The organism is Hwangdonia seohaensis, assembly GCF_031932625.1.
Taxonomy (GTDB): Bacteria; Bacteroidota; Bacteroidia; order Flavobacteriales; family Flavobacteriaceae; genus Hwangdonia; species Hwangdonia seohaensis.
In genome coordinates, this window is record NZ_JAVSCK010000001.1 from 251,704 (window position 1) to 268,695 (window position 16,992).

The 16,992-nt window shown below is 36.9% G+C and carries 17 protein-coding genes; 4 read left to right on the forward strand and 13 right to left on the reverse strand.

The features are described from left to right. Positions 1-119 precede the first annotated feature (119 nt). Both lhpI and RNZ47_RS01100 read left to right on the forward strand, forming a co-directional pair. Positions 120-1,079, forward strand: coding sequence for a bifunctional Delta(1)-pyrroline-2-carboxylate/Delta(1)-piperideine-2-carboxylate reductase (lhpI, locus tag RNZ47_RS01095; protein ID WP_311935262.1), 960 nt, complete (start codon positions 120-122; stop codon positions 1,077-1,079). Further along, positions 1,072-2,139, forward strand: a complete 1,068-nt coding sequence (locus tag RNZ47_RS01100; RefSeq protein WP_311935264.1) for a proline racemase family protein — start codon at positions 1,072-1,074, stop codon at positions 2,137-2,139. Before lhpI ends, RNZ47_RS01100 begins: the two co-directional genes overlap by 8 nt. A 5-nt stretch (positions 2,140-2,144) precedes the next feature. Here the strand turns inward: RNZ47_RS01100 and RNZ47_RS01105 are convergent, their stop codons facing one another. The 8 genes from RNZ47_RS01105 to RNZ47_RS01140 form a co-directional block, all read right to left on the reverse strand. Continuing rightward, a complete protein-coding gene (locus RNZ47_RS01105; RefSeq protein ID WP_311935266.1) occupies positions 2,145-3,365 on the reverse strand; it encodes a M24 family metallopeptidase in 1,221 nt (406 codons plus the stop codon). Positions 3,366-3,374: 9 nt separating this feature from the next. Continuing rightward, complete coding sequence (locus tag RNZ47_RS01110) at positions 3,375-4,667, reverse strand: aminopeptidase P N-terminal domain-containing protein (protein ID WP_311935269.1); 1,293 nt, start codon at positions 4,665-4,667, stop codon at positions 3,375-3,377. Positions 4,668-4,670: 3 nt separating this feature from the next. Then, positions 4,671-5,918, reverse strand: coding sequence for an NAD(P)/FAD-dependent oxidoreductase (locus RNZ47_RS01115; RefSeq protein WP_311935271.1), 1,248 nt, complete (start codon positions 5,916-5,918; stop codon positions 4,671-4,673). After that, complete coding sequence (locus RNZ47_RS01120; protein WP_311935274.1) at positions 5,919-8,177, reverse strand: S9 family peptidase; 2,259 nt, start codon at positions 8,175-8,177, stop codon at positions 5,919-5,921. It abuts the gene before it with no gap. 88 nt (positions 8,178-8,265) lie between these two features. Beyond that, positions 8,266-9,276, reverse strand: coding sequence for a 4-hydroxyproline epimerase (locus RNZ47_RS01125; RefSeq protein WP_311935277.1), 1,011 nt, complete (start codon positions 9,274-9,276; stop codon positions 8,266-8,268). Beyond that, a complete protein-coding gene (locus tag RNZ47_RS01130; protein ID WP_311935280.1) occupies positions 9,277-10,860 on the reverse strand; it encodes an aldehyde dehydrogenase (NADP(+)) in 1,584 nt (527 codons plus the stop codon). Positions 10,861-10,895: 35 nt separating this feature from the next. Next, positions 10,896-11,159 (reverse strand): DUF1272 domain-containing protein, encoded by a 264-nt coding sequence (locus RNZ47_RS01135; RefSeq protein WP_311935282.1) that lies wholly within the window; start codon positions 11,157-11,159, stop codon positions 10,896-10,898. Positions 11,160-11,323: 164 nt separating this feature from the next. Beyond that, on the reverse strand, positions 11,324-12,250 hold the full coding sequence (locus RNZ47_RS01140; protein ID WP_311935284.1) for a dihydrodipicolinate synthase family protein: 927 nt from the start codon (positions 12,248-12,250) through the stop codon (positions 11,324-11,326). Positions 12,251-12,445: 195 nt separating this feature from the next. On the opposite strand from RNZ47_RS01140, the gene RNZ47_RS01145 reads away from it, so the two are divergent. Both RNZ47_RS01145 and RNZ47_RS01150 read left to right on the forward strand, forming a co-directional pair. Beyond that, the gene (locus tag RNZ47_RS01145; protein ID WP_311935286.1) at positions 12,446-13,291 is read left to right on the forward strand and encodes an AraC family transcriptional regulator; all 846 of its coding nucleotides are present in this window, start codon (positions 12,446-12,448) and stop codon (positions 13,289-13,291) included. A gap of 1 nt (position 13,292) precedes the next feature. Then, positions 13,293-13,436 carry a hypothetical protein gene (locus RNZ47_RS01150; RefSeq protein WP_311935288.1) on the forward strand — a complete coding sequence of 48 codons (144 nt, stop codon included), beginning with the start codon at positions 13,293-13,295 and terminating at the stop codon, positions 13,434-13,436. Between the two features lie 55 nt (positions 13,437-13,491). Here RNZ47_RS01150 and RNZ47_RS01155 read toward each other — a convergent pair whose 3' ends face one another. The 5 genes from RNZ47_RS01155 to RNZ47_RS01175 form a co-directional block, all read right to left on the reverse strand. Continuing rightward, entirely contained in the window at positions 13,492-14,070 is a 579-nt protein-coding gene (locus RNZ47_RS01155; protein WP_311935290.1) for a PhnA domain-containing protein, read from the reverse strand. Between the two features lie 123 nt (positions 14,071-14,193). Then, complete coding sequence (locus tag RNZ47_RS01160; protein WP_311935293.1) at positions 14,194-14,994, reverse strand: hypothetical protein; 801 nt, start codon at positions 14,992-14,994, stop codon at positions 14,194-14,196. 182 nt (positions 14,995-15,176) lie between these two features. Beyond that, positions 15,177-15,539: an MmcQ/YjbR family DNA-binding protein gene (locus RNZ47_RS01165; protein ID WP_311935295.1), complete on the reverse strand. Its 363-nt coding sequence runs from the start codon at positions 15,537-15,539 to the stop codon at positions 15,177-15,179. 82 nt (positions 15,540-15,621) lie between these two features. Next, on the reverse strand, positions 15,622-16,230 hold the full coding sequence (locus tag RNZ47_RS01170; protein ID WP_311935296.1) for a DUF4230 domain-containing protein: 609 nt from the start codon (positions 16,228-16,230) through the stop codon (positions 15,622-15,624). Beyond that, entirely contained in the window at positions 16,231-16,980 is a 750-nt protein-coding gene (locus RNZ47_RS01175; RefSeq protein ID WP_311935298.1) for a cyclase family protein, read from the reverse strand. Positions 16,981-16,992: the final 12 nt, after the last annotated feature.

The following is a 16,992-nucleotide window of genomic DNA, read 5'->3' on the forward strand; positions in this document are numbered from 1 at the left end:
TTAAAGATAAGCTATTATAAAAAGTAGATGTCTGTACTATATTATCCAAAACAAGTATGATTTTAGTAGATTGATAAATAATATTGAATTAAGATACCGAATTTGGTTATTTTTAACTTATGGAAAATATTTTACAAATAGACACCGATTTTATTGAAAATAACACGGTGTTTTCTGAGTTAATTGAAGCATTAAAAAAAGGATTTTGTAACGATAACACCATGATTCCCATGCGGCATCATCACGATTTCCCGAACCCAGAAGTTAATGCCGATTCTACCTTGTTATTAATGCCCGCATGGAACCCAAGTAAGGATGCCGGTGTAAAAATAGTTACGGTAAGTCCAGAAAACGGACAGTTTAATTTGCCGTCAATTCAAGGCACATACATTTATTTTGATGCCGTAAAAGGCAGTATAAAAGCCATTTTAGAAGCTAAGAGTTTAACCGTAAAACGAACGGCTGCGGCATCGGCTTTAGCATCATCGTTTTTATCGCGAAAAGATTCAAAGTCCATGTTAATGATTGGCACGGGTGCATTATCAATCAACCTCATCAAAGCCCATGCAGCGGTGCGCCCCATAAAACAAGTGTTTATTTGGGGGCGCAATTTAGAAAAAGCACAAGCCATCGCATCTTCATTAAAAAATGAAAACTTTAGCGTACACGCCATTGAAACCATTGAAGAAAAAATAGCTGAAGTCGATATTATTTCAAGTGCCACACTATCAAAAACACCATTGGTTTTTGGTAAATATTTAAACGCAGGACAACATATTGATTTGGTGGGCGCCTATAAAAAAGATATGCGCGAAGCCGATGATGAAACCATTAGCAAAGCCTCCGTTTTTATTGATACATTTCAGGGCGGATTAAAAGAAAGTGGCGATATTGTTATCCCGTTAGAAAATGGCGTTCTTAACAAAGAAGCTATAAAAGCAGATTTATTTCAGTTGTGTTCAAATAAAAAAAACGGTCGCACTTCTGAAAAAGAAATCACCGTTTTCAAATCGGTTGGTCACGCCCTCGAAGATTTAGTCGCCGCTGGGTATTATTTCAATAAATTTAAAAATGAATAACACCTATCAAAATATTTTAGATAAAACCAATTTTGAACCCCCAAAAAATTGGTTGCAAATTAAAACCATCGATATGCATACCGGAGGCGAGCCGCTACGAGTTATTGTGGATGGTTTCCCCGAATTAAAAGGCAATTCCGTTTTAGAATACCGTAGATATTGTAAAGAAAATTTTGATTATTTACGTACTACCTTAATGTTTGAACCGCGTGGGCATGCCGATATGTACGGTTGTATTTTACTGCCACCAAACGACGATGATGGTGATTTCGGAATTATTTTTCTGCATAACGAGGGCTATTCCACCATGTGTGGGCATGCCATTATTGCCATTTCCACCTTGGCTGTCGAGATGCAATGGATTGCCGTAAAAGAAGGCGATAACCTGATTAAAATTGATGCGCCTTGTGGCAGGATTACGTCGTTTGCACATGTTAAAAACGGAAAGGTAACTGGAGTTCGGTTCCACTGTGTGCCCAGTTTTGTGGTTGGATTGGACAGAACGGTTTATGTTGAAGGCTTGGGAAAAGTAACTTACGATTTGGCCTATGGCGGTGCTTTTTACGCCTATGTCGATATGGCTAAAAATGATTTTAATTTCAATTTAAAACCAGAATCTTACCGTTCTTTAATTGCAAAGGGAATGGCTATTAAATGTGCCGTTATGATAGCGGATAAAGAAATTTTACATCCTTTTGAAGACGATTTAAGTTTTCTATATGGCACTATTTTTATAGACAACAAAAAACAGATGTCGGGCAACGACAGCAGAAATGTTTGTGTTTTTGCCGAAGGCGAAGTCGATAGATGTCCCACAGGCTCAGGCGTTTCGGGCAGAATGGCCATTCATAGATTAAGAAATGAAATCGATTTTGGCGAAACCATGACCATTGAAAGCATTACGGATTCCGTGTTTAAAGGCTCTCTCGTTTCAGAGAAAGATTACGGCCCTTTTAAAGCCGTTATTCCTCAAGTTGAAGGAACAGCGCATATTACCGGCATGCAGACCTTTGTTATTGACCCCAACGACCCGATGAAAGACGGTTTTATTTTAAGGTGAACGAACTACGATATACCAAACGGATTTTCTATACTATGCATGGGCTTTGTAAACCATTTTGGGCCTGCTTCGGTCATATAAATATGATCTTCATGACGAACACCAAACTCATTTGGAACGCAAATCATGGGCTCGTTGCTAAAACACATTCCTGGTTTTAAAACAGTTTCATCGCCTTTAACAATATATGGGTATTCATGAATATCCAAACCTATGCCATGACCTGTTCTATGCGGCAATCCCGGAAGTTTATAACCCGGTCCCAAACCATAAGATTCCAACATTTTTCGGGATGCCAAATCTACGGAAGCGCAGGTGCTTCCCAACTTAGCAGCATCAAAAGCGGCTTGTTGCGTCTCTTTTTCTATATGCCAAATGCGACGTTGCAAATCATTCGCTTCTCCAAAAACATAAGTTCGGGTAATATCGGATAAATAGTCATGTAGCATACAGCCCGTATCGACAAGTACCATATCGTTCATTTCCAAGTTTTTTGGCGACTTTACACCATGCGGAAATGAAGAATCTACACCAAAAAGCACGATGCAAAAATAAGAGCCCGATGGAATGCCGTAGCGTTTATGGGCTTCATTGATAAAATCCGTGACTTCCTTTGTACTAATGCCAACCCTTAATATTCTAGCCACTGCCTTTTGAACCTCTAAAGTTATGTTCATGGCATGTTGTATAATGGCTATTTCTGCATCCGACTTAATCATTCTACAACCCGATATAATGGGTTTTGCATTGTTTAACGTGTAATCAGTTGTTGCTTTTAGAATACCGTTGGCAATAAAAAAAGGTGTTGTTTCATCAATTAAAATAGTGCCTTTTGCCACACCATTATTTTTAAGAATTTGATTAAATAATTGAAAAGGGCTCTCGTGCTCTTCCCAACAATGGACGTCGCCTTCAATAATCATAAAATCTAAAACAGTGCCTTTTTCGAATAGAGGTGCTATGTAGTGAACTTCTCCATTTGGAAACAATAATGCACCAACCATTCGCTCGCTGGGATTCCAACGCGTTCCAGTAAAATAATACAAACTGGTTCCTGCATTCAGGTAAACCGCTTGAACATTTTGGGCTTGCATAAGTTTGCACGCTTTATTTATTCGAGCTTGATATTCTTCTTTTTGAATGGGTTTTACTAAATGTGCCTTAGGGGTAATGGCATCTAATTCGGCTTCAATGGTAGATCCGCCAATTCCTTTTGTATTCATCATATCATCTTTTTAATTATTCATTAAAGCCTCAATAGCTTCAATTTCAATAGGCATCGCTTCGGTTAAATTAATGTTTCCGTTTTCCGTGATTAAATAATCGTTTTCCAAACGGCAACCAATGCCTTCTTCTGCAATGTAAATTCCGGGTTCGCAGGTTAACACCATGCCCGCTTCAAAGGGGCGCGAGTACAAACCAACATCATGTACATCTAACCCAATGTGGTGCGCAGTACCATGCATAAAATATTTTTTATACAAGGGTTTTTCCGGGTCTTGTTTTAAAACATCTTCGGCATTTAACAGGCCTAATTTTATCAGTTCCGTTTCAATTAAACTGGCCATTTGTTGCTCATATTCAGATGGTATCACCCCTGGTTTCAACAATTTACTACCAACCTTTAAACAATGTAAAACCGAGGCATACACTTCTTTTTGTCTATTGGAAAACTTACCGTTTACAGGAAAACAACGCGTCGTATCACTATTGTAATTGGCGTAACAAACACCAAAGTCCATTAAAATCATATCGCCATCTTTACAAGTCGCATCGTTGGTGTTGTAATGCAGTGCACAAGCGTTTTTACCCGAGGCCACAATGGGTTGAAAAGCGTGTCTTTTCGCACCAGACTTAATTAAATTGTAAGTTAATTCGGCTTCCAATTCGTATTCCTTAATATTGGGTTTGCAAGTTTTTAAAACACGTTTAAAGGATTCAACACTTATATCCGCAGCTTTTTTTATCAATTCAATTTCTACACCAGATTTAATTTGACGCAACGCTCTTGTAATTTTAGCAGCCCTAAAACAATCGTGCAAAGGGTATTTTTCTTTACACCAAGCAATCATTCTATCTTGCTGTGTTTGCTGGTTTTTGGTTACGCGCTTTGCATGTTCGTTATGGCCTAAATAAAACCCATCGGCCTCAAAAGCCATGTATTGCAACACCATTTCGAAATCCTGAATCCACTCTATGCGCTTAACCCCTGAGATTTCAGTAGCCTGTTTTTTCGTTAATTTTTCACCATCCCAAATTTTAACATGTTCGTTGGTTTCTTTTATGAATAAAATTTCCCGGTTTTCTTTTTTGTAAGCTTCCGGATATAAAACCAAAATGGTTTCCTCTTGGTCAATTCCAGAAAGATAAAACAAATCGTTGTTTTGGGTAAATCCCATCACATCATCAGCATTGTTGTGTTGCACATCATTTGATGTTAAAATGGCAATGGTGTTTGAATTCATTTTATAACAAAAACGTGTTCTGTTTTTAATAAATAAGGCGTTTGAAATTTGATTGTATCGCATAATTTAAAATTTTCTATCGGGATGATAATGAGCTAATTCCAATGAAGGTTTTTGTTCTGAAATAATTTCAGAAACCAGTTTCCCGGTTGCCGTTCCCATGCTCCAACCCATCATCGCATGACCAGCGGCAATAGTTAAATTTTTACATTTTGATGATTTACCAATATACGGCAAACCATCTGGAGACACAGGGCGTAAACCACAAGTGGCATGGTTTTTTTCTTCTGATGTTAAATTGATTTCGGGGTAATATCGTTTAGCGGCATCAGCAATAGCTTCAACCCGTGTTTTATTTATTTTGTGGTTAATCCCAGCTATTTCCATGGTGCCGGCAAATCGTGTAAATCCATGCATAGGGGTTACGGCTACTTTGGCTTCGGTTAAAATGGCCGGCATTAAAATACGGGTTGGCCTTGTTGTATTTATGCTATAACCTTTTCCTGCTTGAACCAGTAATTTCAGTCCTAATTTTTTATTTAAAAAAGTACTCCAAGAACCTGTTGCCAAAACAAATTCGTCGGCCTCTAAAACTTTTTTGTTCGTTTTAATGGCTGAAATTTTATGGTTTTTAAAGTCTATGTCCTCAACCTTTTCATTTGTATAAAAAACAACACCATTGGTTTTTAAATAGGTTTTCATGTCGCCCATAAACTCATGTGGCGTGGTATGCGAATCGCATTTATAATAGGTCGCTCCTTTAACATTCAACTCAACATGAGGCTCCAATTGTTTTAATTGTTCAAGCTTTAAAACTTGGGCATCCAAACCTTCTTGCTTTGCTATATTTGCTGTTTTAATTTCATCCTCTAAGGCTTTATCGGTTTGGCACAGCATAAGCAAGCCTTTCTTTTCGTAATGAAATGAAAAGTTTTCATCGCGCTTAATATCATCGTATAAATCTTGACTTAAAAGCGAAATGGCTTTGATTGTTGGAATGGCTTTCTCAACGTGTTTTGAGTTGCACGATTTATTAAAAGCCAACGTCCATTTTAAAAAATCCAGATCTAACCGCGGTTTTATATAAAGTGGACTCGATTTATTAAACATCCATTTCAGCCCTTTTTTCATCACACCCGGAGCAGATAACGGGATAATATGGCTAGGAGCCAAATAACCCGCATTAATATATGAAGCACCGGAATCTAAATTTGACTGATCGACAATAGTAACTTGATGCCCTTCTTTTTGAAGATAGTAGGCAGAACATAAACCTATAATGCCGCCGCCAATTACTAAAACACTTTTACTCATTTATTCCCATTTAAAATCCCAAATTGGTTTTGTATCCAAAAGGTGTTCGATAAAATAATTCCACCTTTTTTTAATAAAATAATGTCTCGCTTTACCTTGAAAACCATGTCTTTGACTTGGCAAAATTAACAAATCGAAATCTTTATCGGCATTCACTAAAGCTTCAGCTAATTTAAAGGTTGCTGAAGGGTTTACATTTTCGTCGATACCGCCGTGAACCAATAATAATTTGCCCTTTAAATTCTTGGCATTCGTAATATTAGATACTTTTTCATACGTATCGTCTACCGGCCAACCTTGATACATTTCTGGCCACCACGCTTTTTCCATTCTAAAATCGTGATCGCCAGCACTAGCAACGCCTACTTTATAAAAATCCGGAAACCCTAACATGGCTCTTCCAGTATCATAACCTCCTGCTGAATGACCAAAAATCCCTACTTTATCAATATCTATCCAAGCATATTTATTTGCTAAATACGTAATGGCCAACACATGATCTTCAAGGTTGTTTTCCATGTTTTTATATGAATGGTTATGAAAAGCTTTTGAACGACCCGAAGTCCCCAAGCCATCAACTCCAATGACAATAAATCCAAATTCCGCTAACGATTGGTTATTAAAAGCACGATCAAACGATTTTGGAAAAACTTGCGTATGAGGCCCAGTGTAAGTGGCGTCAATGATTGGATACGATTTATTGGAATCAAAATTCGTTGGCTTCCACATCGCTCCATAAATGGTGGTCTTTCCATCCTTAGCGGTGAGCTCAAAAACTTCTGGAGATTGCCATCCTTTTGAAAGTGCTTCATCAACATTTGCCTGTGTTAATTCGGCTAAGATTTTACCGTTTTTTGAAGACCGTAAAACCGTTTTGGTTGGAATATTTATAGTTGAATAATTATCAATAAAATGCTTTCCATCTTTTGAAAAATTAATACTATGATGTGTGTTTTCAGGTGTTAACAACGTCATCTTTCCTTTAAAATCAACTCGAAAAAGTTGCTGATAATAAGGATTCATTTCCTTGTTCTTTCCAGATGCCAAAAAGTATATGTCGCCTTTATCCTCGTTAGTGTGAACAATCGAATTAATATAATAATTACCATTAGTTAAAGCTTTTGTTTCTTTGGTTTTTACATCAACCATGTACAGTTGTCTCCAACCACTGCGTTCGGATAAAAAAATAATTTTTTGTGTATCATCGAGTTTTTTAAACCAAAAATTATCGATATTGGTTTCACTGGTTTCTTCTACTAATGTTTCTTCCGTTCCATTATTCAAATTAACATATTTAAGGATTTCCTTTTTATAACCTCGTTCTGAATAGTTCGCTAAAAACTCTCCTGGATTTTTCATCCACTCTGTAGCAACGGAGTTAATGTGAGTTCCCGTCGGCAAATTTGTTTTTACTTCTTTTTTAGTCTCAACATTAAAAAAAGCAGGCGTAACGTGCACCATTGTGGTATCGCCTGGCGATCCGCGATAATAAGAAAGTAATTTTGATTTATAAAGTGTATCAATACTATGGTCTAGCAAATACATTTTTTCAGCATTTCTAAAATCGACAATATGTGCTGAAATCCACTTCGAATCGTCCGACCATTTTACACTAAAGCGCTTTGGGCGTTCGGCATTTTCACCTTCCATAATATCATACCAGCCATAATACGTTGCATATTCGTAACCTTTTTTCCCATCAAAACTCAATTGATGGACATCGCCAGTTTCGGTTGATTTAATAAACAAGTTATAATTTTTGGTATAAGCAATCCATTTTTTGTCTGGAGATTTTGATTCGAATTCATTGCGCTCTTCTTCTTTTTCTTCCTCCTTTAATTGAAGCTCATAAGATTTTAAATTTAAGGTATATGTTTTTCCTTCAAAGTTTACATCTAGGTTTCCATCTTTTATTCTTTCAATATTTGAAAATGAAAGATTATGCGCCTCAAAAGATTTTTCAGATAATTCACTCAGCGCGTTAGCCAGCTTTTCATGATTAAATAAATCGACTACTTTGTAGTTTTTGAAATTTACCGTTTTATAGGTTTTCTTGTCTTTACCATAATCTATCAACCAAACTCCAGAATTATCTTTAAACCAATGTACATTTGTATGGAGGTTGAATGCCGTTTTATTATTGTAGTTGTTATACATAAAACCGACCGCACGTTTATAATCTTCTTGCGTAACTTCTTGTGCACAAAAAGGTGCGGAAGCTAACATTAATGCAAATAGTAAAATTGAAATCTGTTTCATGTTATTTTATTGTTTTTAATTCCTAAGACTTCAAAATAAGTTTGGAATGATTTGACTCTGTACTTCAACTGCGCTCCAGATGACAAAATCAAATCACTTGAAACCCAAGTGCATAGGGGTCATCTTCATCATCTATAAAAATCGTGTTGTAACCGTAAATTTTCGCCCAACCTTGAATACTCGGAACAATGGCTAATTTACCATCTAAATTAGTTTCTTTTTCAACACGACCAATAAATTTACTGCCTATAAAACTTTCGTGGATAAATGGCTCGTGAAGTTTTAATTTCCCTTTGGCATACAATTGTGCTAAACGTGCCGATGTCCCTGTACCACAAGGGCTTCTGTCGATAGCCTTATCGCCATAAAACACGGCATTTCTCCCAGATGAATTTGAGTCTATGGGGTTTCCCGTCCATAACATATGACTGACATCTTTAATCGTTTCGTTTTCTGGGTGAATAAAAAAATCAGGATACTTTTGGTTGATACGTTGCCTGACCACTTGCGAATATTGAATAATTTTTGAAGCTGAAAAATCCTGAACGCCCGAAAAGTTTTTCTGCGGATCTACAATCGCGTAATAGTTTCCGCCATAAGCCACATCAAAAGTGATTTCGCCCAATTCGGGACAATCAACAGTTAAATTTTCCGCTGCCAAATAACTTTTTACATTGGTTAATTTTACCCACTCTACTTTATTGTTGGTCTGTTTATATTCAATTTCAACCAAACCAGCTGGTGCTTCCATCCTGATTTTTCCTGGTGTTTTTGGTGTAATCAAACCTTCTTCAATAGCAATTGTAATGGTGCCTATGGTACCGTGACCGCACATGGGCAAACAACCGGAAGTTTCAATAAAAAGAATTGCAAAATCATTTTCCGGGTTATGCGGCGGAAACAAAAAACTGCCACTCATCATATCGTGTCCCCGAGGTTCAAACATCAAACCCTTACGAATCCAATCGTACTCCTTTAAGAAATGTTGGCGTTTTTCATTGATGTTTTTGCCAACTAATTTTGGATGCCCTTGGGTAACTACCCTTACCGGATTACCACAGGTATGCGCATCAATACAAACAAACTTTGTGCGTGCCATTTAGATTTTAGCTGTGGTTTTCACATTGTTAACCAATCTGGAAATACCCAAAGGGTTTTCGTTTTTCAATTCATCGGGAAGCAGCTCATTCGGCCAATCTTGATAACTAAATGGACGCACCCAACGTTTAATGGAATCTACGCCAACTGCCGTAAACCTCGAATCGGTTGATGCCGGATACGGGCCTCCATGTTGCATGGACGGGCACACCTCAACACCGGTTGGTACGCCATTAAAAATAATACGTCCCACTCTATTTTGTAGGGTATTGACAACATTGGAATATTCTGAAATTTCGTTTTCATCAGAAATAATTGTTCCTGTGAGTTGCCCTTCTAATTTTGAAATAATGGATTCCAATTGCGCTTTATTTTCACATTGAACGACTAATGAGAACGGACCAAAAACTTCGTGATGTAATGTGGGGTTGTTTAGGAATGTATCGCCTTCAACAGTTGTTACAACTTGTCTGGCATAATTGGGTTCTACGCTGTTCTCGTAACCAGCCAAAACTTTAAGTCCGCTTTGAGCCAAGGCATTTTCTTTATTGGTTTCATAAGCCCCTGCAATATTTGGATGCAGCATACACGACGGTTCTATTTTTACAATATCTTCGGCTAAGGTATTTACAAAACGAGTTAAGCCCTGAGATTTTATCCCGATGATTAATCCAGGATTTGTACAAAACTGACCCGAGCCCAATGTAATGGAGCCCGCATAGGTTTTGGCAATGGCATCAGCTCTGTTATTTAACGCCTTTGGCAACAAAACAACTGGGTTTATGCTTCCCATTTCCGCAAATACAGGAATGGGTTCGTCGCGTTTTGCCGCTAAATCATAAAGCGCTCGACCGCCTTTGATACTTCCCGTAAAACCTACGGCTTTTACTTTTGGATGCTGCACTAAAGTCTGGCCAACTTCGATACCGCTACTGTTTAAATTTGAAAACACGCCATTTGGCATGCCTGTTTTTTCTGCTGCTTTTATCACTGCCGATGCTACCATTTCGCCAGTGCCTGCATGCATGGGGTGCGATTTTACAATTACGGGACAACCTGCTGCCAATGCCGCAGCGGTATCGCCACCCGCAGTTGAAAAGGCTAAAGGAAAATTTGAGGCTCCAAAAACCACAACGGGACCCAATGCGATATTCATTTTTCTTAAATCTACTTTTGGTATTGGTTCGCGCTCTGGTTGTGCGGTATCGATAGATGCATCGACCCAATTGCCTTCTTCAACATGGTTTGCAAAAGCGCGTAATTGCCCCAAAGTTCTACCGCGTTCGCCCATTGCTCTTCCATTTGGCAACCCGCTTTCTGAGGAATACACCTGTAACAATGCGTCGCCCAAAGCTTCAATTTCGTTAGCAATTTCTCTAAGGAATGTTGCTTTTCTGGCGCCTGAAATTTTAGAATAGGTTTTAAATGCTTCTGAAGCCAATTGCACTGCTTGATTAACCTCGTTTTTTGAAGCTTCGGTGATATCCCAATCATTTTCAATATTCAACAACGGGTTAAAAGTTTTAAAGATTTTATCGCCTGTTGCCGATAGTTGATTGCCGATATAGTTTTTTCCTGTTATCATTTTCCTCCCTTTATCCCTCTTAAAGAGGGCTGTTTTTAGTTATTAATTCTTTTTAAATGTGCTTTAACATCTATTGGATTGTGAACCACTTTTGTTGATATTGGATATTTTTCCAATAAATTTTTTGGGCGAATGGGGCGTTTTTCGAAGCCACCTCCGCAGTTTGGGCAAACGTGTTTTAAAACATGGTTTACGCAATCTTTACAAAAGGTGCATTCAAATGTACAAATCATTGCTTCACTGGAATGGTAAGGCATTGATTTGTTGCAGTTTTCGCAAGTTGGTCTTATTTGTAACATGTTTTTGATTTTCACTTATAAAAAAAACAACACTAAAAACATAAAACCGCTCTTATAAAAACTCCATTTTTATTAGTGGATTCCTGCTTTTACAGGAATGACAAAAACAAAAGATATTGTATAAAGCCCGACAGCTTTTTTTTAAGCGGTAACACCCAAATTATTTAGACTAAAGTACTTAAATTTTTATAATTTGGCAGTGTTGGCCGTACTTTTAATGCGGCTTCGATTACGCTTATTACGTGTTGCCTTTCGTTGCCGTGAAGTGGTAAACGCGGGGCGCGAACATTTTCGGTCCCAATGGCTGTGTACACTTCGGCGAGCTTGATATTTTGTACCAATTTTGGATTTATATCCAGCTCTAACAATGGCATAAACCAACGGTAAATCTCGATGGCTTCTTTAATTTTTCCTGCTTTTTGAAGCTCGTAAATGGCAACGGTTTCGGCGGGAAATGCACACACCAAACCGGCCACCCAACCGTCTGCGCCCATAAGCAAACTTTCTAGGGCGATGGTGTCTACGCCTGTCATGATTTTTAGTCTGTCGCCAAATCGGTTTTTAATTCTGGTCACATTGGTAATATCTCTGGTGGACTCTTTTACGGCCTCAATATTATCGCATTCTAGGAGTTCTTCAAACATATCCAAAGTCACTTCAATTTTATAATCTACGGGATTATTGTAAATCATTATAGGCAACGATGTACTCTTCGCCACGGCCTTAAAATATTCAACGGTTTCGCGGTCTCCAGATTTGTAACGCATAGGCGGCAAGAGCATTAATCCGCTTGCCCCGTCCTCTTCGGCTTTTTGAGCTGCTGCGATAGCCGCTTTTGTAGATTGTTCGGCCACATTAATTAACACAGGAACCTGCCCCTTTACAATATCGACCGTTGTTTTGGTTAAAATACTTTTTTCTTCATCTAATAACGTGCTGGCCTCACCTAATGTGCCGCCTAATACAATACCGTGCACGCCGGCATTTAATTGTGCTTTAATGTTGGTTTCGAACATTTTTAAATCCAAAGTATCACCATCTGTAAACTTTGTTGTAACTGCTGGCATAATGCCTTCCCATTTTAAACTCATTGCTTAATTATTTAATTTTTACCAAAATTATAATTTGTTTTGCTTGATTGATAATATGTGTTTATCCAACATTGATATTTTATTATCCAAAAATTATTTTTAAATTAGATATTAGAATAGTATTTATGTATTTTTATGCGCTCTATTTCTATTGAGTCATCTCTCCAAAAGGGATAAAACAAAACATAATTAAAATTGAAAGTTTTACCATTTAAAATACCAAAACCAGAAAATGATGCCTTTATTTTTCAGGTAGATTATGCCGATGCGTTTTACGATAAATTGCACCAACATGAAGAGATACAAATAAGTTTTATTGTTGCGGGCGAGGGCACTTTAATTGTTGGCGATACCATAAATTACTATACTAAAGATGATGTTTTGGTAATTGGCAGCAACATTCCGCATGTGTTTAAAAGCGATTTGAATGCTTCGGGCACATCGCACATGCTGTCTTTATTTTTTAGCAAACAGTCTTTTGGATCTCATTTTTTTAAATTGGATACCTTAAATGAATTGGGACTTTTTTTTAAGCGCGCCAAACATGGTTTCAAAGTTACATCGAAAAAAAATCAGTTTAAAAATTGGTTTCTCAAAATTGAAAATTCAACCAAATTAAACCAGTTTATTATCCTTCTCCAGCTTTTAAAATTGGGTTCAACATGTAACTATAAAAGTTTATCTTCTTTTATTTATGATAAAAAATATTCGGATAACGAAGGTCACAGAATGCGAAATGTATTTACGTACACCATGGATAATTTTGAAAGCGACATAACTTTAAACACCATTGCCGAAGTTGCAAACATGACTAAAAATGCGTTTTGTAAATACTTTAAAAAACGGACCAACAAAACCTATATTCAGTTTTTAAATGAATTGCGCTTGGAGCACGCCTGCAAGCTTTTGTTATCAAACAAGGATTTAACAGTTTCTGAGGTTGCCGAAAAATCGGGGTTTAATAACATGTCCAATTTTAACAGGCAGTTTAAGGTTGTTAAAAATATGAACCCTTCGGAATTTAGAAAACAGGCTCTTTAAAATGAAAACAAAATACACAAATATGATATTAATTCTTGCGCTTATAATTACCCTTATTGGCATTATAACGGGAAAGTATCTTTTTGTTCTTTTATTAATCCCTTTGGGATTTGGTTGGTTTAGAAAAAAGGATAAAAGCGAATAAAAAAATTCTTGAAACAAACTATCCTAGAGGCAGAGCCTCGAGGAATTCTTTTCGATTAAACCTTCTTTACATAGTCGGTAATAATAACGATTTGTTGCGCGCCCACTTTACCCTCGATATACTTATCGTTGTCCCGATCCAAACGAATGTTTCTTACGGCAGTGCCTTGTTTGGCCACCATACTTGAGCCTTTCACCTTTAAATCTTTTATTAAAACCACCGAGTCTCCAGCTTCTAAAATAACGCCGTTTACATCACGGTGAATTATTTTATCGCCTTCTTCAACACCTTCACCAGTCGCTTTTGCAAATTCTAAAACATCGTCTTCCAAATACATCATATCCAACAAATCCTGTGGCCAACCTTCTTTTTTTAGTCTGCTCAACATTCTCCATGCTACCACTTTTACGGCTTGATGCTCGCTCCACATGCTATCGTTTAAACAGCGCCAATGGTTTGCATCGGTCGTTTCAGGATTGTTTATTTGAGAAACGCAGGTATTGCAAGCCAATAAACTGCCGTCGACTCCCGCGGTTGATACGGGTGGTACTTCGTAAATCTCTAAATGTTCGGTAGCTGCACATAATTCGCAGGCATTGTTGCTTCTTTCTTTAAGTGTATCTAATAAACTCATGGATTATTAATGGTTTTTGGTTTTGCAAAAATACGCTTTAATAAGAGGTTCTACAAGTTTGGATTTTAACAAATAAAAAGGATGCCATTTGGCATCCTTTTATGGTGAAACTGTTAACTTTTCTTAAAGCTTTATTATCGTATAAAGGTAATCGCCATGGCTTTTAAAATATTTACCAAATGCTTTTGATTCTTCTTCGGTAAAAACTTCTTTCATCAACTCTACATTTCTATCGAACAATTTATGTAAATCGCCCAAAGACTCTAAAATTATGGCTTCGTTCATGTCTCTTCTATCTGCTCCCCAAGCATGTATTGACGGGTAATACGCTTTAATAAATTCATTTTTATAAATTACGCCATCAAGTAGTTTTTTACGTAATGCTTGAAATTCTTTAAAAGTACCATCTTGAGTATAGGTCATTTTGCTTTGTCGTAAATACAATACCATATCTTTTTCGGGCGCTTTTTCCATATGCTTAGCACCATCCATGGTTGCGTAAATTTCATCTGAATGAAAAATGGAGTATGCTCCGTTTAATTTCTTTAAAAAGGCTTTTCTAGCTTCTTCATCTGGCCATGCTTCTTTTTCTAGTTCACTATTCCTAGCTGAAGCTTTATCTAAAGCCTCCCAATTTGGGTAAGATTGCACATAAAGAACCTCATTACTGTTTTCTGTAAATAGATGCGTATAATACCCTGCACCAATTACATATTCATTCTTTTTGGTGACTTTATCCATGTATTCTTTTTCGTTGGCTCTCCACTCTTCTGGAGTGCCTTCATAGTTTTTATTCCAATACATTTTTGTTACTGAAATGTATTCCGGCCCTTTAGGAGCATCATCTTGGGCTAAAATTGTTGTTGGACTAATTAACAATAGTGCTAGTACTATTGCTGTGAGAAATTGGTTGGTTGTTTTCATAATCTTTAAAAAATTTAATTAATATAAATGATTAATAATAAAATACTATATCAAGATTATGGAGCAATAAACAAGATTTGGAATAACCTATAATTCGCTAATAATTAAATAAGTATGGGTTTAGTGAGAGTATCAAATATACAACAAAAATCTATTTTTTTGTTAAATAATTAACTTTTACGCTAAACTAAGTTGTCTCTTAATTTTTTAGGTAGGGTTTTTACAACCATTTCATAAGAATGATCGATGAGCTTTAAAACGAGTTTGGTTTCCAGTTCACCTTCATCAATATATACCGTATTCCAATGTTTTTTGCTCATGTGATACCCTGGTCGGATGCTGCTGAACTCGGTACGTAATTCTTCTGAGTAATCGGGATCTGCCTTTAAATTGATAGCCGCTTCGCCTTTTTCCCAGCTTTGCAATCCTGTAAGCACAAACATTTTCCCCAGTACTTTAAACACCAAAACGTTATCGTCAAAAGGGAATCCTTCAGAGGTTCCTTTTTTGCTTAAACAATAGTTGCGGAGTTGTTCGATGTTCATAAAAATAAAATATATAAATAGTGAATTTCTGCCTTTATTTCGACTACGCTCAGCATAAACTCCGGAATGACAAACCTCAATGTTATTTCAGTTTCTTTATTTTACTTTCTTCAATTTTTAAAGCCGAATAATCCAATGTCCAACCAATGGTTTCAACAATGGTTTCAATGAGCAAAATGGTATCCAAGGCTTCCTTTTGCGCAATTTCAATTAAACCACTTTCTGGAATCTTATCTTTAATGTGTTGTTTAGATTCGGTTTGCAATCCTGTTAAATCTGCTGCTTCAAACTTATTGAACAAGCCATCCGATTTATCGTAATAGTTTAAATTGGTTTCGATGGACAACACTTCGGGTTGCGGAAAATGTTCTAGTATAATTTTCTTTTTATCCTTATCGGGTTTAAGCTGAATTTTATTCAAATCGTAGCCCACATAAGCCTTGGCATTTATAACCACCAATGCTTTCTTTTTGCTGGAAATGAGTTTTAAAAACCGTTGTTTTACATCTTCATAATGATATATCTCAGCAAAATCGCCTTCAACGGTTATAAACTTACAAACGGTTTTTATTTTATCTAAAAGCAGTACCGATTGGGCATTTACCAATTGCTTTTTCTTTAGCGATTTTAAATAGGTTACAACGCCTAAACTGACCAAAATCCCAACAATGATTCCTAAAAATACTTCCATTTACTCAATAATTTTATACAAAACAGGTTTGCTTGGTGTGGCATCATTCTCGAAAGGTGCAATTTGAAGGTTTAAAAAATAAGTCCCGTCGGCAACATGGTTTGGCACAAAAATCAATTCGGTAATGGTTGCGTTTAATCTTAGTTTACCTTTAGTATTCCAAAAGGCGTTGTGCGCCAATAATTGGCAATCGTCCTTTTCTTTATCTACACTTGGCAAATCTATCAGCAAATGTTTTATGCCTTTTTCACGTAAATAAATAGCGGCATCTTCCAATAAATAAGGTGGGTTGGTGTGCGAATATTGCGCCGATAATTTCTCGTTTGTATTAGGTATCGTTCTTAAAACAATAGCATCGCGTTTTTTATTTCCGATAGCAAATTGCAATTGCTTTTTCGAAATTACAAAATCACCCTTCAGCTTTTCGGGAGCAACAGTAAGCACTTCTGCAAAAAAGAAAAACTGCTTTAAATTCTGGTTTATAGAATGCATTTCTTCAGTAATATGCCCAACACATTCGGTATGGGTTCCGTGGGCATGCGGATTAAAATTGATATTATTGAAATTGATGCAAGCCCCCTCTTTTACAGCGGCAATCCATTCGCCATCGGTTGCCGGTTCAATTTTTGGAGGGTCCACATACCAAGCATTCACATTGTCTTTCGAAGCTCGTAACGGCATTGAAATATCTATGGGCTGTGTTAAATCTATTTGAAGTTTTTTTGATTTGTATTGTATTGTTGCGATCATATTCAAATATAA